Origin of the sequence: Kineococcus sp. NPDC059986 (assembly GCF_040702905.1) — a bacterium.
In the GTDB taxonomy this organism is placed as follows: domain Bacteria; phylum Actinomycetota; class Actinomycetes; order Actinomycetales; family Kineococcaceae; genus Kineococcus.
Map to the genome: position 1 here is coordinate 1 of NZ_JBFBND010000042.1, position 19,118 is coordinate 19,118.

The window sequence follows — 19,118 nt, forward strand, 5'->3', positions numbered from 1 at the left end:
CCGTGACCGGACTCACCAGGTGCTGCAACCTCTCCAGGGTCGCCTCGGCCGGCTCGACCCGGTAGCCACCGCCACCGCCCACGACGACGTCGAGCCGGCTGCGTCAACGATCCCCCCCCCGGGTGAGCGCCCGGTGGGCCTGCGGAGGGTCAGGGGGCGAAGGTGTGGCGGTAGTCGGTGGGGGAGGTCCCGAGGATCCGGGCGAAGTGCAGGCGCAGGTTCGCGCCCGTCCCCAGCCCGACGCGCGCGGCGACCTGTTCGACGCCGAGGTCGCTGCGCTCCAGCAGTTCCCGGGCGGCGTCGACGCGGGCCCGCAGCACCCACTGCATCGGTGTGTACCCCGTGTTCTCGACGAACCGGCGCGAGAACGTGCGGGTCGAGACGCGCGCGTGCCGGGCCAGGTCCTCCAGCGTCAGAGGGTCGCCGAGTCGCGTCAGGGCCCACTCCCGCGTCGCCGCGAACGCCTCCCCGACGCCCTCGGGCACGCTGCGCGGGACGTACTGCGCCTGCCCGCCGCTGCGGTAGGGCGCGGCGACGAGGCGGCGGGCGACGTGGTTGGCGGCCCCGACGCCGTGGTCGCGGCGGACGAGGTGCAGGCACAGGTCGATGCCGGACGCCGCCCCGGCGGACGTCAGGACGTCGCCCGCGTCGACGAACAGCACGTTCTCGTCGACCCGGACGTCGGGGAAGCGCTGCGCGAGCGCGCGCGTGTAGTGCCAGTGCGTCGTGGCGCGCCGGCCGTCGAGCAGACCCGCCGCGGCGAGCGCGAACGCCCCGGTCGAGATGGCGGCCAGCCGGGCCCCGCGTGCGTGGGCGGCCCGCAGCGCGTCGAGCACGACGACCGGGGGCGCGGTGGTGGCGGGTTCGCGGTAGCCGGGGACGAACACCGTCTGGGCCCAGGCGAGGGTCTCGACGCCGGACTCGACCGAGTAGGCGAGCCCCTCGCCGCCGCGGACGAGCCCGGGGGCGGCCCCGCACACCCGCAGCTCGTAGGGCAGGGAGGGGCGCCGGGAGAACACCTGCGCCGGGATCCCGACGTCGAGGGGCTTGGCGCCGTCGAGCACGAGGACCGCCACCCGGTGCGGCGCGTCGGTCGCAGGCTCCGGACCCATGCCCGGACGTTAGCCTGCCGGGGTGGACGTCGACGCCTTCCGAGCGGTGCACGAGCACGAGTGGTCGCGGTTGCGCCGCCTCGTCGCGCGCCGACGGCTCGACGGCGCCGAGGCCGACGAGCTCGTCGTCCTCTACCAGCGCACCGCCACCCACCTCTCGGCCCTGCGGTCGGCGCAGTCCGAGCCGGTGCTGCTCGACGAACTGTCGACGTTGCTCGTCCGCGCGCGGGCCCGGTTGACGGGGTCGCGCTACACGGCCTGGCGCCAGCTCGTGCACTACGCGACCCGCGGACTGCCCGCCGCGCTGTGGCGGCTGCGGTGGTGGACCACCGGGGCGTTCGCCTTCACGACGGTCATCGCCGTGGCCGCCGGCGTGTGGATCGCGGGGAACCCCGAGGCGCAGGCGAGCGTGTTCGGGTCGAACGAGGACATCCGCCAGCTCGTGTACTCCGACTTCGAGAACTACTACAGCCAGTACAGCAGCGCTGCGTTCTCCGGCCGCGTCTGGACGAACAACGCGTGGGTCGCCGCGACGTGCATCGCGCTCGGCATCACCGGTCTGCCCGTCCTGGCCTCGCTCGCGTACAACGCCCTGAACGTCGGCCTGCAGGGCGGTCTCCTCATCGCCAACGGGCGCGGGGAGGTGTTCTTCGGGTTGATCCTGCCGCACGGGATCCTCGAACTGACGGCCGTCTTCGTCGCCGCGGGAGCCGGTCTCAAGTTGTTCTGGGCGTGGGTCGCGCCCGGACCGCGGACCCGGTCGCGTTCCCTGGCGACCGAGGGTCGCGCCATGTTCGGCGTGGCCCTCGGCCTCGTCGTCGTGCTCTTCGTCTCCGGGGTCATCGAGGGTTTCGTCACCCCCTCGGGGTTGCCGACGTGGGCCCGCATCGGCATCGGGGTGCTGGCCGAACTCGTGTTCTGGACGTACTGCCTCGTCCTGGGCCGCCCGGCCGCGCAGGCGGGGGAGACGGGCGACCTCGAGGAGCGCTACGCGGGGGACTCCCTGCCCACGGCCGGCTGAGCGGACGACGCGGCGCTGCCCAGAAGGCTGCGCGTGAGGTCCTCCGCGTCGGACAGCAGTTCCTCGAGCGCGGAGCGGACGTCGGCGTCGGTGACGTCGTGCCCCGCGTCGGCACCGACGAGCACCGCGCGGCGCAGCAGTTCCCGGGCGAAGCTCGCCGTCACGCCCTCGGTGCGGTCGGCGGCTTCCTCCAGCACCTCCTCCGAGACCGGCAGCCCGCGCGCGTAGAGCCGGAACAGCGCGCTGCGGGCCGCCCGGTCCGGCAGCGGCACCTGGACGGCCAGGTCGACGCGACCGGGACGCTGCGCCAGCGCCCGTTCGAGGAGGTCGGCGCGGTTCGTCGTCAGCAGGAACGCGACGTCGGCATCCCCGTCGAGACCGTCCATGGCGTCGAGCAGCTGGAACAGCAGCGGCCGCTGACCGGGGTCGAACCCGCGGTCCTCGGCGACGAGGTCGCAGTCCTCGAGCACGACGACGGCCGGTTGCATGGCGCGGGCCAGGTGGGCGGCCGTGGTGACGTGCGCCAGGGCCTCCCCGGCCAGCAGGACGACGGTGCTGCCCGTGGCGCGGGCCACCAGGTGCCGGACCGTCAGCGTCTTGCCCGTCCCGGGCGGGCCGTAGAGCAGCACCCCGCGCTTGAGGTGTTGACCGGCCCCCGCCAGCCGCGCCGCGTGGGTCCCGACGCCGATGACGTGCCGGGCGATGCGGTCCAGCGCCCCCGGCGGGAGGACGACGTCCTCGGCCGCGACCTCCGGCCGGTGCAGGAACGTGATGCCCGCGTTGTTCGGTTCTTAGGGCGACCCGGAGAACGAGAGCACCTGCCCGCGCAGGACGCTGTGCTCGACCATGAGCCGGCGCAGGTCGGCGATGAACGCCGCGACGACGGTCTCGTCCGGGGACACGACCTCGACGCTGCCGGCCTGCCCGAACTGCCGCTGCGCGGCCCGCTGGAGCAGCGCGACGGGGGTGTCCCGGTACCGCAGCAGGCGCACCCCGAACCCGACGGCGCGCCGGGTGGAGTCCGGCCCCGTGGGCAGGTTCACGCGGTCGACGGCACCGAGCCCGAACCGGGCCCACGGGCTGCCCAGCAGGTCCGAGAACGAGTGGTGCGCCCGTTGGTCCCCGCCGCCGACCCCGACGACGCGTTCCCCGCCGCCCCGTTCGGCGAGCAGCGTCAGCGCGGTGTCCAGGTCGACGAACTGGTGGTCGGGGACCTCCTCGCGCACGACGGGCAGGTCCTGCACCGCGACGCCGAGGTGCTCGCCGACGACGTCCCCGATCTGGGGCCCCTGCCGTCCGGCCTCGGTCAGCGGGGAGTTGACGACCTCCTCCAGGTAGCGGCGGACCAGCCGGGCCAGGTCGAGCGTCTCGTCGTCCACGCAGGGATCATGACGGCGCGGTGAGCCGCTGCGCCAGGGACTTCCGGAACGGGGCGAGGTCCACGAGCGAGCGGTCCGGGTGCACGCGGTTGGTCAACAGGACGAGGCAGGTGCCGGCGTCGGGGTCGAGCAGCAGGGACGTGCCCGTGAACCCCGTGTGCCCGCGCTGGTGAGGCCCTGCCATCCACGTCGGGTCGCCCGTGCGCAGCCCGTCGCCCACTTCGAGGGTTCCGGCCAGCAGCGCCCGGCCGATGGCCAGGACGTCGTCGGCGGTGCCGAACAGGCCGGCGTTCCCCGCCGGCCGGGCCAGGGACCGTGCGAACTCGTCGTGCACGACGCCGCGCGGGGTGCCCGTCTCCGTCGCCAGGACCGGGCCGGCGGCGGGCCGGTCGGAGAGTCCCCACCCGAGTCCGGGGATGCCCAGCGGGTCGGTGACGAACTCCTCGACGAGGGAGTCCAGCCCCTGTCCCGTGGCTTCCTCCAGCAGGTGGCCGAGGGTGACGAACCCGACGCAGGAGTAGCGGAAGACCGATCCCGGTGCCGACTCCAGCGGGCTGTCGAGGGCGCGGTGCAGGCGTTGCGCCGGGCGCAGGTCGGGGCGGCGCCAGACGTCGGACTCCGCGGGCAGCCCGGACGTGTGGGCGATGAGCTGACGGGGCGTGAAACCCCGCTCGGTGGGCCGGTCGAGGTCGACGGCACCGACCTCGGCGAGGGCGTGCGCGACCGCGGCCACGGGAACCTTCGTCAGCGACGCCAGGTCCGCCCGGGTCGTGGCGTCCACGGGGGTGGCGTCGTCGAGCGCGAGGGTTCCCGCCGCCGCGCGGTGCACCCGCCCGGGGGCGTCCGAGAACGCCGCGGTCGCGCCCGTGAACAGGTTGCGGCGCAGTCCTTCGGCAAGGGCGTCGCGCAGGACGTCACCCGGGGTGGACGGGGGCGTCGGGGTCGGGGTGGTCACGCCCGCACGCTACGCCGCGTCGTCCTGTTCGAGGGCGCGGGTGAGTTCCTCCACCTGCTGCCGCAGGGCGGGGTGGTCGTTGCGCGTCCAGGGGCCGGGGGTCATCAGCTTGCCGAGGTCGCGCTGCAGGCGTCTGGCTTCCGGCAACCCGTCGTCGCCGAACCTCGCCTCGAGGCGGCCGGCGTGCAGGGCTCGGTGGTCGCGGCCGCACAACAACACCAGGTTGTCCACGCTGGTGGGGCCGCCGTCTGCCCAGTGGACGACGTGGTGGAGGTGGCAGGCCCAGGCCGGGGCCCCGCAGCCGGGGGCGATGCAGCCGCGGTCGCGTTCGGCGACGATCAACCGCTGGTTGTCGGTGGCGTGCCGGTCCAGGGTGTGCAGCGAGCGGGGTCGACCGAGGCGGTCCATGACGGCGACGGTGACGTCCCCGTCGCAGGAGGCGGCGCGCAGCGTCGCGTCGGCGACGGGGCCGTGGGTGTCGGCGGTGGCAGAACCGGCCTGCAGTTCACCGGTGTCGTCGAGGGTGACGCGGAGGACGACGGTCGCTTTGTGCGCCACGACGGGGTCGGCCTCGCTGGCGGGGTGGTGCGCACCCGTCGTCACCAACTCGACGAGGCCGTCGTGCCGGCGCTGCCCGAGGGAGCGGGTGTCGTGTTCCCCGCCCAGTCCCGTTCCTTCCGGTGCGAGGTTCGGCAGGGGTTTCGCCGCGGCTTCGACGGCGGAGCGGACGACGACGGCGGCGGCCTCGTCCAGGTCGACGGTCATGCGCAGCATCCCGTGGCGGCGGGTGAAGGTGAGGGTGCGGCGGCTGGCGGAGTCCGGTTCGAGGTCGCGGACGTGGCGGTCGCCGCGTTCAGGGTCGACGAGGGTGAGGATGTCCTCGACGAGGGCGGTGGCGGTGCCCAGGGGCTGGGGAGCGATGGAGGTCGTGAAGAACCCGTCGAGCACGTCACTGCGGTGCTGGGTGGTCCACACCTCCTCGCCTGATTCGCGGCGCACCTTGACCGCGATGGTGCCGCGACGCAGGTGCGTGGGAACCGACGTCAACGCGGTGACGGCACCGTGGACGTGCGCGAGGGTGGTGTTCCCGGCCGCCAGTTCCCCACCCATGAGGGCGAGGGAGCCGCGGTCGCCGTCCAGTCCGCCGATGCGTCCGTCCCAGGGCACGTGAGGGTCGGTGTGCCGGGCGGCGGCGACGTCCTTGCGCGCCAGGGTACGGGACAAGTTCACCGGCGACGTGGCGAGCAGGTCGACGACGGAACTCTCGGGCGCGTGGTCCAGGGCGCGGCGCAGGAGGTGGAGTTTGGTGGCGTCGAGGCGGTTGCCAAGGGCGTACAGAGAGCGGGTGAGGTGCTCGACGTCGTCGCGGTCGAGGGTTCCCGTGGGCAGGGTGAGGAGGTCGTCCAGGTCGGCCGCGAGACGCATGAGGGCGTCGACTGCACGGTCCTGAACGGTGGGGGTCATGCGTTCCAGGGTAGTCGAACAAGCGCTGTGGCGGCAGGTTTAGGTGCTTGTAACTTTCTGCGGCCCAGCGCTTTACGTAGGGTGGCTCACCGGTGGTGAGTTGTCCACAGGCAGCGGGCGGGTGGTCGCTCCTCAGCCCCCGGCGAGGTAGGTCTCCCGGTCGGCCTCGAGTTCCACGGCCGCCCGGTCGAAGGCGTCGGCAACTCCTTCGGCGACGAGGTCGACCGCGGGTCCGTACCCGTCGGCGGCCGCCCGGCGCAGACCCGCGGCGTGCTGCAGGGCCCGTTCGCGCACGGCGTCGACGACCTCCGCGGTGCTGCCTCCCCAGCCGTACGCCGCCAGCAGCAACCGCAGGCGTCGTGGACGGTCGGTGTCGGCGGAGAACCCGTCGCCGAGCGCGACGTCGCGGGCGGTGAGCGGAACCCACGTCAGCGCCACGAACGCCAGGTCCCGCACCGGGGCCGCCGGACCGGCGAGGTCCCAGTCGACGAAACCCACGAGTTCACCGGCACCCGGGTCGGCGGCGGTCGGGTCGGGACGCCAGACCGCGTTGTAGGGGGCGGCGTCGTGGTGGCCGACGACCTCACCGGCGCGCAGGTCGTCGTGGTCCCCGAACCAGTGCGCGTCCGCGGGGGGTGTGAACGAGCGGGAGGCCTCGTGGAACTCGCGCAACCAGCGTCCCGCCGCGACGAGGGCGGCGTCGCTGTGCGCCCACGCCGGCCACGGCCGTCGGTCCCCGACGGTTTCCCCGTCGAGGAAGGTGAGCACTTCCCGGTCCTGGTCGTCGATGCCGAGGACGTCGGGGGCTCGCGTGAAACCCACCGCGCGCAGGTGGTGCAGGAGGGCGTGCACGGCCGGCGTGTGGTCGCCGGTCCGGCGTCGGACGGTCTGCCCTGAGCGGACGGCCCCGTCGTTGCGCCCGCCGGCCAGTCGTACTTCCGCCACGTCCTCGTCCATGGCGAGAACGTAGCGCCGAGACCCACGTCCTCCGGGCCTCGACGCCCTACGACTCGGCGGCCGCGCCCGGCGCCTGGGTCGGCTGCGCTGGAAGCGTCGGCTGTGCCGACTGCGACCACACGTCCCACAGCCGCGCGTACCGACCGCGCCGGGCGAGCAGTTCGTCGTGCGTCCCGAGTTCCTCGACGCGTCCCTGGGCCACCACGGCGATCCGGTCGCACACCGCGGCCTGGCTCAGCCGGTGCGCGACGACGAGGGCGGTGCGCCCACGCACGACCGCGAGCGCCGCCTGCTCCAGGTCGCGGGCCCCGGCGCTGCCGGCCTCCGCGGTCGCCTCGTCGAGGACGACGACGGGTGGGTCGCGCAGGACGAGCCGGGCCAGCGCCAGCTGCTGGGCGCGGGCCGGGGACAGCGGCAGCTCACCCGGCCCGACGCGGGTGTCCAGGCCGTCGGGCAGGGCCGCCACCCAGTCGTCGGCACCCACGACGGCCAGTGCGGCGTGCACCTGCTCGTCGGTCGCGTCGGGGCGGGCGAGCGTGAGGTCCTCCCGCAGGGTCCCGGTGAACACGTGGGACTCCTGGGCGATCACGCCGACGCGGTCGCGGACGTCCGCCGCGTCCAGGGTCGTCAGGTCGACCGCGCCGTCGGGCCCCTGCAGCGTCACCGTGCCGGCGCTCGGGGGGAACACCCCGCCGACCAGCGCCGCGAGCGTGGTCTTGCCCGCGCCGCTCTCGCCGACGACGGCCAGCGACGTCCCGGCCGGCACGTCGAGGTCGACGTCGCGCAGCACCGGGACGGCGTCCGGACCGTCGGAGTAGCTGTGCCGCAACCCCCGCACGACCAGCCCGACGTCCCGCCGGGGGGCCCGCGCCAGCACCTCGGGGTCGGTGGCCGGCCCGGCGGGCAGGTCGACGACGCCGACGAGCCGGTTGAGGGCGGCGGCGGCCCGGGAGACCTCGTCGAAGGACAGCAGCAGGGTGCCGAGCGGGCCGAAGAGGCGGTGGAAGAGCAGGGCGGCCGCGGTGACGGCCCCCACGGTGACGACGTCGCCCCGTACGAGCCAGAACCCCGTGAACAGCAGTGCGGACAACCCGACGGCCTCGGCCCCGTTCATCGACATGGAGAACCGGGCGAAGGTGCGCAGCGCCGCGCGTGAGGCCCCGACCGTCCGCTCCGAGGCGACGGCGACGCGGTCGCCCTGCAGGTCGGCCATGCCGTAGGCGTGCACGGTCGAGGCGCCGTGCAGCGACTGCAGGACGACCTGCGAGCGGGCCGACGCGACGGTGCGCTCGGTGGCGTAGAGGGGACCCGCCTTCGGCAGGTACCAGCGCAGGCTGCCCGCGTAGACGGGGAAGACGACGCAGAAGGCGAGCGCGAGGCGCCAGTCCAGGGTGAGGAACCCGACGGCCGACAGCAGGACGGTCACCAGCGCCGTCAGGACGTTGGACCCGAGCTGCACCGACCCGGTGAACAGCTCGACGTCCTCGGTGACCCGGGAGGCGACGTCCCCGGACCCGGCCCGTTCCAGCACGCGCGGGTCCATCCGCAGCGAGCGTTCCACGACGCGTTCGCGCAGGTCGGCGGCCACGGTCGCGCCCAGGCGTTCGGCGTCGCGACGGGCCAGCGCCGTCGTCAGCGCCGTGAGCAGCGCCACGACGGACAGCTGCACGACGAGCGGGGTGAGGCTGTCACCCGCGCGCACGACGTCGACGGCGCGGCCGAGCAGCAGCGGCAGCGCGACGGTCCCGGCGCTCGAGAGCAGGGTCGTGGCGAGGGCCCGCGCGAGGTCGGTGGGGTGGGCGGCGGCCGTCCGCCACAGCACGGTGGCCGACCGTCGGCCCGCGGCGACGGGCAGCGCCGTGCTCGCAGGCGGGGAGGTGGGGCTCACCGGGCCACCGCCGCGGCGTAGTCGGGGTCGTCGAGGAGGTCGTGGTGGCTGCCGGTGGCGTGCCGGCCGTCCGCGGCGAGGAGGACGACGCGGTCGCAGCGCGAGAGCAGCAGCGGGGAGGACGTCACGAGGACGGTCGTGCCCGACCCCGCCCGCAGGGCCCGGACGCCGGCGGCGACGCGGTCCTCGGTGACGGCGTCCAGCGCGGTCGTCGGGTCGCGCAGGACGAGCAGCTCCCGGTCGGCGGCCAGCGCCCGCGCCAGGCCGATGCGCTGGCGCTGCCCGCCGGAGACGTTGGTGCCGCCGTCGGCCAGGGGGAGGTCCAGGTCGGTCGGGGCGGCGGCCGCGGTGAGGGCGTCGGCCAGCGGGACACCGCGTCCCGCGGGGACGGGGCCGGAGGCGAGCGCGTCGGCCAGCGTCTCGCCCAGCAGGACGGTGTGGGCGGGTTCGACGAGAACCCCGGGGACGGCGGCGAAGGCGGCCGTCACGGCGTCGGCGGTGGCGGTGTCGGTCGTGACGACGCCGAGCACCTCCCCGGCGACGGTCTCGAGGGGCGCAGCGCCCGTCGTGTCGCCGAGCGGGCGGCGGGGGCTGTCGGGCCGCAGCAGGTCGGCGACGCGGCGTGCGCTGGCCCGGGAGACGGCGAGCTGCTGCACGCAGAAGCTGATGTTGCGCACGGGGTCGGCGAGGAAGCTCGCCATCCCGACGACCGTGACGAACTCGCCGACGTCGAGCCGGCCGCGAGCCACGAACCCGCCCGCGACGGCGGCCGTGGCGACGAGGACGGCACCGGTGGCCAGGGTGCTGACGCCGACGACGACGGACGTCGCCCCGGCCGCACCGACGGCCGCGCGCCGCGAGACCGAGCTCGCGAGGTGGTAGCGGCGCACGGCCTCGGGGACACCGCCGAACCCGCGCAGCGGCCGCAGCCCGGCGAGCAGGTCCGCGGCGACGGCGGCCGCCAGTCCGGCGGTCCGCTGCCGGTCGTGCACGCGGGCCTCCAGCCGCGGGGTGAGCGCCTGCAGGCCGAGGACGAGCACGGGGACGGCGACGAGGAGGCCGAGGCCGAGGGCGACGTCGATGCGCAGCAGGACGACGGCGGCCACGAGCAGCCCGAAGCAGCCGGAGGCGAGGAAGCTCACGAGGCCGAGGGCCTCGGCGGTGTGCCGGGTGTCGGACGTCGTGACGGACAGGGCGTCGCCGACCTGCCGGTCGCGCAGGACGGCAGGGTCGCGCAGGACGGCGCGGGCGACGGCGGTCCGCAGGTGGTGCGCCTCGTCGAACTGCGCGCGGTCGACGACCCAGAACGCGAACGTCCCGGCGGAGCTGAGGACGGCGAAGAGGACCAGGACCGCGACCACGGACACGACGATGGCGCGGACGTCCCCGGTGGCGACGGCGCGGTCGACGGCCAGGCCGATCGCGACGGGCACGAGGGCCTCGCACGTCTGGTGCAGCATCGAGGACCCGCAGCCGACGGCGGCGGCCCGACGGTGCCGGCGCAGCACGTCGAGGACGGGACGGGAGGACATGTGAGGAGACCCCAACTGGTCGGGCCGGACGGTGGGAGAGGCGTGCGGTCGACCTTCTCACCCACACGGCTCAGGACAGCCTCACCCGGCGGGCCGCGGCTCGCTCGTCCACCGGCGGTAATCGGAGAGTGGTTGCTTGTTCACGCTGTGTCGCCAGGCCGATGGTGGAGCTGTCGGGGAGACCCCCGCCACCAGACCGCACAGCACAGCAGGAGGACCCCCGTGGCCACCGTCGACGAAACCCTGAAGAGCGCGCTCGAGATCGAGGGCGCCATCGCCGCCGCGCTCGTCGACCACGAGTCGGGCATGTGCCTGGGCTCCGTCGGCGGCGGCACCCTCGACCTCGAGGTCGCCGCCGCCGGGAACACCGACGTCGTGCGCGCCGAGCTGCGCACCCTGCAGCGCCTCGGCCTGACCGACGTGCCCGAGGACATCCTCGCCACGCTCGGCACGCAGTTCCACTTGATCCGCCTGCTGCAGAGCAGGAACGGGCAGGGGCTGTTCCTCTACCTCGTCCTGGACCGCGGCCGGGCGAACCTGGCGATGGCCCGCCGGCTGCTGACCGTCCTGGAGCGCGGCATCGAGCTCTGACCCCGTCGCCCCGGAGTCCGGTGAGCCCGGCTCACTCGACCTCGGCGGCCGCCCCGGTGAACTGCGCGTCGTGCAACCGCGCGTACGCACCGCCGGCGACCACGAGCTCGGCGTGCCGGCCCTGCTCGACGACGCGGCCGGCCTCCATGACGAGGATGAGGTCGGCGTCGCGGATCGTCGAGAGGCGGTGCGCGATGACGAGGCTCGTGCGGTCCCGCCGCAGCGCGGCCATGGCCTGCTGCACGACGCGTTCGGTGCGGGTGTCGACCGAACTCGTCGCCTCGTCCAGGACGAGCACCTGCGGGCGGGCGAGGTAGGCCCGCGCGATCGTCACGAGCTGCTTCTCCCCGGCGCTGATGCGGCCCGCGTCGTCGTCGACCACCGTCGCGTAGCCGTCGGGCAGGGTGGCCACCACGGAGTCCACCGAGGCGGCCGCGGCCGCCTCGTGGACCTCCTCCTCGGTCGCCTCCGGCCGGGCGTAGGCGATGTTCTCCGCGATCGTCCCGGCGAACATCCACGTGTCCTGCAGGACGATCGCAGCCCGGGCGCGCAGGTCCCGCCGCGACATCGTGGCGACGTCCACGCCGTCGAGCAGGATGCGTCCGGAGTCGACCTCGTAGAACCGCAGCAGCAGGTTCACGAGGGTCGTCTTGCCGGCACCCGTGGGACCGACGATCGCGACCGTGTGCCCGGGTTCAGCCGTGAACGAGAGGTCCTCGATGAGCGGGGCGTCGGGGGAGTAGCTGAACGAGACGTGCTGGAACTCGATGCGCCCCGGGCCCGACGGCCGCGGTCCGTCGACCGGGTCCGGGGTCATCTCGGGGGCGTCGAGGACGTCGAAGACGCGTTCGGCCGACGCGACGCCGGACTGCAGGAGGTTCGCCATCGACCCCAGCTGCGCGAGCGGCTGGGTGAACTGGCGGGAGTACTGCACGAACGCCTGCACCCCACCGATGGTGATGGACCCGCTCGTGACCATCGTGGCCCCGACGACGGCGATCGCGACGTAGACGAGGTTCCCGATGAGGGTCGTCGACGGCATGATCGTCCCGGAGAGGAACTGGGCGCCGGAGCTGGCCGCGTACAGTTCCGCGTTCTTCGCCGCGAACCGGGTGCGCACCTCCTCGCGCCGCCCGAAGGCCGTCACGACGTCGTGCCCCGTGAACGCCTCCTCGATCTGCGCGTTGAGCTGCCCGGTCTGCCCCCACTGCTGGGCGAACAGCGGCTGCGACCGCTTGGCGATGAGCGCGACGACGACGAGCGTCAACGGCACCGCGACGAGGGCGAGCAGCGCCAGTCGCGGGTTGATCGTGAACATCATGACGACGACGCCGACGACCGTGAGGGCGCTGACGAGGGCCTGCGACACCGTCTGCTGCAGGCTCTGGGAGATGTTGTCGATGTCGTTCGTCACGCGGGACAGGAGTTCCCCGCGCGGGGTCGAGTCGACGTGCGAGAGGGGTAGCCGGTGCAGCTTGGCCTCGACGTCGGCGCGCAGCCGGAACACCGTCCGCTGCACGATGCGGTTGAGCAGCAACCCCTGCAGGAACGACCCGACCGCCGACAGGACGCAGACGAGGACGACCCAGCCGATCGTGGAGGCGAGGGCCGCGCGGTCCAGCGGCCGGCCCCCGAACGCCGACGCCACGACGACGTCCGTGGCGTTCCCCAGCAACCGCGGCACGAGGACGGTGAGGACGACGCTCACCACCGCCAGCACGAGGACCACCGCGAGCCGACGGGCGTCCGGGCCCATGCGCAGCAGCAACCGCCGCGCCGAAGGGCCGAACGTCGCGGGTTTCTGCCCGGGTGCGCCCGCCATCCGCATGGGACCGCCGCGGCCGCTCACGCCGCCACCTCCAGCTGGCTCGACACGATCTCCTCGTAGGTGGGGCAGGTCTCGAGCAGTTCGGTGTGCGTCCCGCGGCCCACGACCCGCCCGCCCTCGAGGACGACGATCTCGTCGGCCCCGACGATCGTCGAGACCCGTTGCGCCACCACGAGGACCGCCGCCCCCGGCAGGTCCCGGGCCAGGGCCGCGCGCAACCGCGCGTCGGTCGCGGTGTCCAGCGCCGAGAACGCGTCGTCGAAGACGAACACGTCGGGTCGCTGGACGAGCAGCCGGGCGATGGACAGCCGCTGCCGTTGGCCGCCGGAGACGTTCGTCCCGCCCTGGGAGATCGGCGTCTCGAGCCCTTCGGGGCGCTCGGCGACGAAGTCCTGCGCCTGCGCCGTCCGCAACGCGGCCCACAGTTCCTCGTCGGTCGCGTCGGGCCGCCCGAACCGCAGGTTGCTGGCCACCGTGCCCGCGAACAGGTACGGCCGCTGCGGGACGAGACCCACCCGGCGGCGCAGTTCGCTGTCCGGCACGGACCGGACGTCGACGCCGCCGAGGGTGATGCCGCCGCCGCTGACGTCGGCCAGGCGCGTCGCGAGGTTCACCAGCGTCGTCTTCCCGGAGCCGGTGGACCCGATGACGGCCGTCGTGCGACCGGGCGCGACGTCGAACGTCACGCGGTCCAGGACGGGCCGGTCCGCGCCGGGGTAGCTGAAGGAGACCTCGTGGAACTCCAGCCGGCCGGAGCCGGCGGGGACCTGCGGCGCCTCCGGGTCGTGGACGCTGGGGGCGGTCTGCAGGACCTCCCCGATGCGGCCGGCGGACACCGCGGCGCGCGGTCCCATGACGGCCAGGAACGTCGTCATCATGACGCCCATGAGGATCTGCACGAGGTAGGACAGGAACGCGATGAGGGAACCGATCTGCAGTTCCCCCGCCTCGACGCGTCCGGCGCCGAACCACACGACCGCGGCGCTCGCCAGGTTCATGACGAGCATGACGAACGGGAACACGAGGGAGAACAACCGGCCCGCGCGGACCGCGACGTCGGTGAGGTCGCCGTTGGCCCGCGCGAACCGCGCCACCTCGGCGTCCTCGCGCACGAACCCGCGCACGACGCGCAACCCCGTCAGCTGCTCGCGCAGGACCCGGTTGACGGTGTCGAGGCGCTTCTGCAGCTGACCGAACAGCGGCCCGAGGCGGACCATGACGAGCGCCATGACGGCCACGAGGACGGGCACCGCGACGACGACGAGCCAGCTCAGCCAGACGTCCTCGCGCAGCGCCATGACGATCCCGCCGATGCACAGCAGCGGCGCCGAGATGATCATGGTGCAGGTCATGAGGACGAGCATCTGCACCTGCTGCACGTCGTTCGTCCCGCGCGTGATGAGGGAGGGCGCCCCGAACCGCCCCACCTCCGCCTTCGACAACGACAGGACGTGGTCGAAGACCGCGCCGCGCAGGTCGCGTCCCAGGCTCATCGCGGCGCGCGCCCCGCACCACACGGCGGTGATCGTCGCGACGACCTGCAGCGCGGTGACGGCGAGCATGAGCCCGCCCGTGCGCCAGATGTAGGCGGTGTCGCCCGTGGCCACGCCCCGGTCGATGATGTCGGCGTTCAGCCGGGGCAGGTACAACGAGGCCGTCGTCTGCAGCACCTGCAGGACGACGACCGCGACCAGCAGCCTGCGGTGAGGCCGCAGGTGTTCTCGCAGGAGGGTGAACAGCACGGTCAGCAGGTCTAGCACCCGCCGGGCGGGGGGACATCAGACTTTCGTGTCCCGGGCGAACCGGGGCGTTCAGGGGACACCCGTGCGCACACCCGTCGGGACACCCACGGGTGGTCCTGTCCGGTCCCGTGTCCGGTCCCGTGCCCGGTCCCGTGCCCGGTCCCGTGGCCGGTCCCACGTGGGTGCAGGTGTGGGACCGGCGCGCCGGTCGTCCCGGCGACGCGCGCGCCGTCCCCACGCCCGGTCCCACGCCCGCGGCGCCCCCACGGGGACACCCACCGGGACACCCACGTGGGGTGAGGTGGGGGTCCCGGACGGGTCGTCCCGGCGAGGCGGAGGGGACACCCGCGGGTGGTCCCACGCCCGGTCCCCCGTGGGTGCAGCCGTGGGACCGGCGCGGCGGTCGTGGGGACGACGTCGGCGCCGTTCCCGCACCCGGTCCGACGTGGGACCGGCCGTGGGACCGGCCGTGGGACCGGCCGGACCACCAGCCCTCAGAGCCGCCCGGCCGCCTTCAACGCGAGGTACCGGTCCGCGAGGGCCGGCGCGAGCTCGTCGGGCCCGGCGTGCACGACCTCGACGCCCAGCCGCGTCAGCAGCCGCGCCGTCCGGTCGCGCGTCGCCGTGGCCGTCTCGGCGGCCGCGGCGGTGTAGACGGCCTCGGCGTCCGAGCGGTCGCGGGCCAGGGCGCGCAGGGCGGGGTCGTCGACGGCGGCGAGGACGACGGTGTGCCGCGTCGCGAGCTGCTCCAGCACCCCGAGCAGCCCGGAGTCCAGCACGGAGGAGTCCAGGGCGGTCAGCAGCACGACGAGGGCGCGCTGCCGGACGGTCGTGCGCACCTCGGTGGCGACGGCGTCCCAGTCGGCCTCGACGAGCGAGGGTTCCAGCGGGGCGAGGGCCTCCACCAGCGACGGCAGCAGGTCACCCCGCGAACCGCCCCGCACCCGGGCGCGCACGCGACGGTCGTGGGCGACGAGGTCGACGCGGTCACCGGCCCGCGCGGCCAGCGCGGCGGTCAGCAGCGCCGCCTCGATCTGCGCGTCGAGGCGGGCCGTGGGGTGCTCGCCGTCCAGGCGCGCGGCCGAGGTGCGGGAGGTGTCGACGACGAGCAGCACCCGCCGGTCCCGTTCGGGCCGCCACGTCCGCACGACGACGGCCTGCCGGCGGGCGCTGGCCCGCCAGTCGATCGAGCGGACGTCGTCGCCGTCGACGTAGTCGCGCAGGGAGTCGAACTCGGTGCCCTGGCCGCGGTGCTGGACGGCGCTGCGGCCGTCGAGCTCGCGCAGCCGGGCCAGCCGGGACGGCAGGTGCCGCCGCGACGTGAACGGCGGCAGGACGCGCAACCGGCCGGGGACGGGCGCGGACCGCTGCCGGGCCGCGAGGCCGAGGGGTCCGCGGGAGCGGACGGTGACGCGATCGGCGAGCCGGTCGCCGCGGCGGGTCGGGACGAGCTCGACGGCGAACCGACGCCGCTCCCCGGGAGGCAGGTCCAGGGCGTGCCGGGTCTGCCGGGCGCCGGCCGAGGGCACCCACGCGTCGCGCAGCACCCCGCGCAACCGCTTCGTCCCGGTGTTCTGGACGGTCAGCTCGGTCGTGCGGGGCTCCCCGAGCCGCACGGCCGGCAACGGCGCCCGCACGACGGTCAGCCGGGCCGGGGACGGCGCGAGCAGGGCGTCGAGTCCGACGACCACGACGCAGACGGCCGTCCACACGCCGACCGCAGCCCACCCGGGCCAGGCGACGACGAGGACCAGGCCGGCCAGGGCCAGCCAGACGGCGCGTCCGGTGACGGCCACGTCAGCGCGGGACCGGGACGGACCCGAGGACGGAGTCGAGCACGGCGTCGACGCTCACGCCGTCGAGCTCGGCTTCGGGCCGCAGCTGCACGCGGTGGCGCAGGGTCGGACGGGCGAGCGACTTCACGTCGTCGGGGGAGACGTAGTCGCGCCCCGACAGCCACGCCCACGCGCGGGCGGCGGCCAGCAGGGACGTCGCGCCGCGCGGGGAGACGCCGAGGGCCAGCGAGGGGGAGTTGCGCGTCGCGCGGCACACGTCGACGACGTAGCCGATGACCTCGCGCGAGCACTGCACGCGGCGGACGGCGTCGGCGGCGATGGCGAGCTGCTCGGGGGTCGCGACGGCCCGGACGCCGGCGGCGGCGAGGTCGCGCGGGTCGAACCCGGCGGCGTGCCGGGCCAGCACCTCGACCTCGTCCTCGCGCGGGGGCAGCGGCAGGGTCAGCTTGAGCAGGAACCGGTCCAGCTGCGCCTCCGGCAACGGGTAGGTGCCCTCGTACTCCACGGGGTTCTGGGTGGCCGCGACGATGAACGGGTCCGGCAGCCGGCGCGGTTCGCCCTCGACGGAGACCTGCTTCTCCTCCATCGCCTCCAGCAGCGAGGCCTGCGTCTTCGGTGGCGTCCGGTTGATCTCGTCGGCCAGCAGGATGTTCGTGAAGACGGGGCCCTCGCGGAAGGAGAACCGCGAGGACTGGGCGTCGTAGACGAGGGACCCGGTCACGTCGCCGGGCATGAGGTCGGGCGTGAACTGCACGCGCTTGGTGTCCAGGGCGAGCGAGGCCGACAGACTGCGCACGAGCAGCGTCTTCGCCACGCCCGGAACGCCTTCGAGCAGCACGTGCCCACGGCACAGGACGGCGATGACGAGGCCGGTGACGGCCGCGTCCTGTCCGACGACGGCCTTCGCGACCTCCTGCCGGACGGCGCGCAGGGCCTGCCGCGCGTCCTCGACGGCGTCGGTCGAGGGGGTTTCGCTCACGGGGTGTCCTCCGGTCGGGTGGTGCGGGACGGGTGCGTCGGGGCGGCGGCCGGCGTGGTGACCGACGGGGACGAGCCGGGACGGACGTCCCGTTCGAGGGCGTCGAGGTCCAGGGCAAGCCGCACGAGGGCGGGGTCGTCGGCGGGGTCGGCCCCGGCGAGCAGTTCGCGGACGGCGGGGGCCGGGCGGCCCGTCACCCACGCGACCTGGTCGGCGACGTCGCCCACGCCGGCCTGCGGGTCGAGCCCGGTCCAGGTGCGCAGCCGGCGCAGCGTGGCCTCCCGCAGCGCACCGGCCGCCCGGCCGCCGGCGCGGGCGCTCGCGTAGAGCCGGCCGTGCCCCTCGACCGTCTCGGCGGCCCGGACGAGGACGGGCAGCGGTTCGGCGACGAGCCGGCCCAGGCGCCGGCCGCGCCACAGCAGCAGCACGACCCCGGCCAGGCCCAGCACCCCCACCGACGGCCACAGCCACGGGGGCAGCAGCGCCGAGAGGGGGACGGTCGGGGCGTCGGTGTCGCGCGGGTCCGGCAGGTACCAGACCAGGTCGCGGTGCGCGCCGAGCGTCCGCAGGGCGAGCGCCGCGTTGCCGTCCTGCGCCGCCCACCGGTTGGTCAGCAGCGACGGCTGGCCGACGACCGTCAGCGTCCCGGAGCCGTCGCGCAGCGGGGCGCGGACGTAGGACCCGCCGTAGCAGGCGGTCGCGCCGTCGGTGCCCGCGTACGTGCGGCCCCCGGCACGGGCCGGGCCGGCGGCGCGGGCGGCGGGCAGGTCGCAGCCGGGGTCGCGCACGGCCGTCGAGGCGTCACCCGCGACCCGGACCGCGCCCGTCAGGGCGTCGAGGGTGCCGGCGTCGGGCCGCAGCAGGACGAGGTCGGCGCCCGTGGCGGCCAGCCGCCGCCACCGCTGCGCGGACAGCAGGTCCGGTTGCGTCACGAGGAGCGTCACCCCGTCGGACCCCCCGCCCAGCCGGTCGTCCGCGGCGTCGAAGGACCGGACCTCCGCCACCTGCACGCCCTGGTCGGCGAGCACGCGGGCGACGGCGCGGCCGCCGGCCGGGTTCGCAGACTCCGGGGAGAAGGCGGCCTCCTCGGTGCGGGGGGTGAGCAGCGTGACGAGCACGGCCGTCGCCAGCAGGAGGAGGACGACGAGGACTCCGCCGCGGTAGCGGCGCACGAGTCCCGCCGCGCCGCCCGCGCCTCCGGGTGCAGCGCTCACGCGCGCGGTCCGGCGGTGGCGTCGAGCGCGACGGGCCGGGCGGCGCCGACCTGCCGGACGACGGCGCGCAGGTCCTCGTCGGCGGCGGCCGCGGCGGGTCGCCCGCCGTAGCGGACGTCCTCGAACGTCCGGGCGGCCCGGTGCAGGGCGCCCGCGCAGTCGGGCAGGGCGGACCCGGCCTCGGTGGCGATCTCGGCGGCGGTCCGGCCGGCCCGGCGGTCGAGCAGGGCGCGTTCCTCCAGGGAGCGCACGAGGCCCCGGAAGCGTTCGGCGACGGCGAGGTCGTGGTCGCCGGCGGCCGCCGCTGCGTCGGCCCGGGCGAAGTGGGCCGAGGCCGGTTCGGGGGCCGCGTCGAAGACGGGTCCTTCGGGTGCCTGCCGGGCGCTGCGGCGCAACGGACCCCCGACGAGCAGCACGACGGCGACGAGCGCGAGGAGCAGGACGACGACGACCACGACGGACGTCCACCCGGTCCCCAGCCCGGGCACCGAGACCTGCTGCAGGCGGTCCCACAGCCACGACCAGGCGCGCGCCAGCCACGAGCCCTGCGCCTGCCGGTACTCCGGGCGCGCGAGCTCGGTGGCGAGCCAGCCGCGGGCCGTCGAGCGGTCGGGTTCGACGGGCACGTCCGCGGCCAGCGCGACGAACCCCGTCAGCACG

At 75.2% G+C, this 19,118-nt stretch carries 16 protein-coding genes; 2 read left to right on the forward strand and 14 right to left on the reverse strand.

What is annotated here, in order from left to right; all coding sequences use genetic code 11:
* Positions 1 to 149 precede the first annotated feature (149 nt).
* A complete protein-coding gene (locus AB0637_RS21780; RefSeq protein WP_366174791.1) occupies positions 150 to 1,112 on the reverse strand; it encodes a helix-turn-helix domain-containing protein in 963 nt (320 codons plus the stop codon).
* A gap of 22 nt (positions 1,113 to 1,134) precedes the next feature.
* On the opposite strand from AB0637_RS21780, the gene AB0637_RS21785 reads away from it, so the two are divergent.
* Entirely contained in the window at positions 1,135 to 2,133 is a 999-nt protein-coding gene (locus tag AB0637_RS21785; protein ID WP_366174792.1) for a stage II sporulation protein M, read from the forward strand.
* On the opposite strand, the gene AB0637_RS21790 is transcribed toward AB0637_RS21785, so the two are convergent.
* The 7 genes from AB0637_RS21790 to AB0637_RS21820 form a co-directional block, all read right to left on the reverse strand.
* Complete coding sequence (locus AB0637_RS21790; protein WP_366174793.1) at positions 2,100 to 2,762, reverse strand: AAA family ATPase; 663 nt, start codon at positions 2,760 to 2,762, stop codon at positions 2,100 to 2,102. The genes AB0637_RS21785 and AB0637_RS21790 overlap by 34 nt on opposite strands.
* A gap of 162 nt (positions 2,763 to 2,924) precedes the next feature.
* Positions 2,925 to 3,512 (reverse strand): hypothetical protein, encoded by a 588-nt coding sequence (locus tag AB0637_RS21795; RefSeq protein ID WP_366174794.1) that lies wholly within the window; start codon positions 3,510 to 3,512, stop codon positions 2,925 to 2,927.
* 7 nt (positions 3,513 to 3,519) lie between these two features.
* On the reverse strand, positions 3,520 to 4,467 hold the full coding sequence (locus tag AB0637_RS21800) for a serine hydrolase domain-containing protein (RefSeq protein ID WP_366174795.1): 948 nt from the start codon (positions 4,465 to 4,467) through the stop codon (positions 3,520 to 3,522).
* A 9-nt stretch (positions 4,468 to 4,476) separates the two neighbouring features.
* A complete protein-coding gene (locus AB0637_RS21805) occupies positions 4,477 to 5,931 on the reverse strand; it encodes an HNH endonuclease (RefSeq protein ID WP_366174796.1) in 1,455 nt (484 codons plus the stop codon).
* Positions 5,932 to 6,063: 132 nt separating this feature from the next.
* Positions 6,064 to 6,888, reverse strand: a complete 825-nt coding sequence (locus AB0637_RS21810) for a phosphotransferase (protein ID WP_366174797.1) — start codon at positions 6,886 to 6,888, stop codon at positions 6,064 to 6,066.
* A gap of 46 nt (positions 6,889 to 6,934) precedes the next feature.
* On the reverse strand, positions 6,935 to 8,776 hold the full coding sequence (locus AB0637_RS21815; protein ID WP_366174798.1) for an ABC transporter ATP-binding protein: 1,842 nt from the start codon (positions 8,774 to 8,776) through the stop codon (positions 6,935 to 6,937).
* Positions 8,773 to 10,308 carry an ABC transporter ATP-binding protein gene (locus AB0637_RS21820; protein ID WP_366174799.1) on the reverse strand — a complete coding sequence of 512 codons (1,536 nt, stop codon included), beginning with the start codon at positions 10,306 to 10,308 and terminating at the stop codon, positions 8,773 to 8,775. The genes AB0637_RS21815 and AB0637_RS21820 overlap by 4 nt, the downstream gene beginning before the upstream one ends.
* Positions 10,309 to 10,530: 222 nt before the next feature.
* Here AB0637_RS21820 and AB0637_RS21825 point away from each other — a divergent pair, with 222 nt between their 5' ends.
* The gene (locus AB0637_RS21825; RefSeq protein ID WP_366174800.1) at positions 10,531 to 10,899 is read left to right on the forward strand and encodes a hypothetical protein; all 369 of its coding nucleotides are present in this window, start codon (positions 10,531 to 10,533) and stop codon (positions 10,897 to 10,899) included.
* Between the two features lie 31 nt (positions 10,900 to 10,930).
* Here AB0637_RS21825 and AB0637_RS21830 read toward each other — a convergent pair whose 3' ends face one another.
* From AB0637_RS21830 to AB0637_RS21855, 6 genes are all read right to left on the reverse strand, one after another.
* A complete protein-coding gene (locus AB0637_RS21830) occupies positions 10,931 to 12,727 on the reverse strand; it encodes an ABC transporter ATP-binding protein (RefSeq protein WP_366174822.1) in 1,797 nt (598 codons plus the stop codon).
* Positions 12,728 to 12,744: 17 nt separating this feature from the next.
* Positions 12,745 to 14,469 (reverse strand): ABC transporter ATP-binding protein, encoded by a 1,725-nt coding sequence (locus tag AB0637_RS21835; protein WP_366174801.1) that lies wholly within the window; start codon positions 14,467 to 14,469, stop codon positions 12,745 to 12,747.
* A gap of 494 nt (positions 14,470 to 14,963) precedes the next feature.
* Positions 14,964 to 16,265, reverse strand: coding sequence for a DUF58 domain-containing protein (locus AB0637_RS21840; protein ID WP_366174802.1), 1,302 nt, complete (start codon positions 16,263 to 16,265; stop codon positions 14,964 to 14,966).
* A gap of 1 nt (position 16,266) precedes the next feature.
* The gene (locus AB0637_RS21845; RefSeq protein ID WP_366174803.1) at positions 16,267 to 17,244 is read right to left on the reverse strand and encodes a MoxR family ATPase; all 978 of its coding nucleotides are present in this window, start codon (positions 17,242 to 17,244) and stop codon (positions 16,267 to 16,269) included.
* Positions 17,241 to 18,458: a DUF4350 domain-containing protein gene (locus AB0637_RS21850; protein WP_366174804.1), complete on the reverse strand. Its 1,218-nt coding sequence runs from the start codon at positions 18,456 to 18,458 to the stop codon at positions 17,241 to 17,243. Before AB0637_RS21850 ends, AB0637_RS21845 begins: the two co-directional genes overlap by 4 nt.
* Complete coding sequence (locus AB0637_RS21855; RefSeq protein WP_366174805.1) at positions 18,455 to 19,117, reverse strand: DUF4129 domain-containing protein; 663 nt, start codon at positions 19,115 to 19,117, stop codon at positions 18,455 to 18,457. The genes AB0637_RS21850 and AB0637_RS21855 overlap by 4 nt, the downstream gene beginning before the upstream one ends.
* Position 19,118 lies beyond the last annotated feature (1 nt).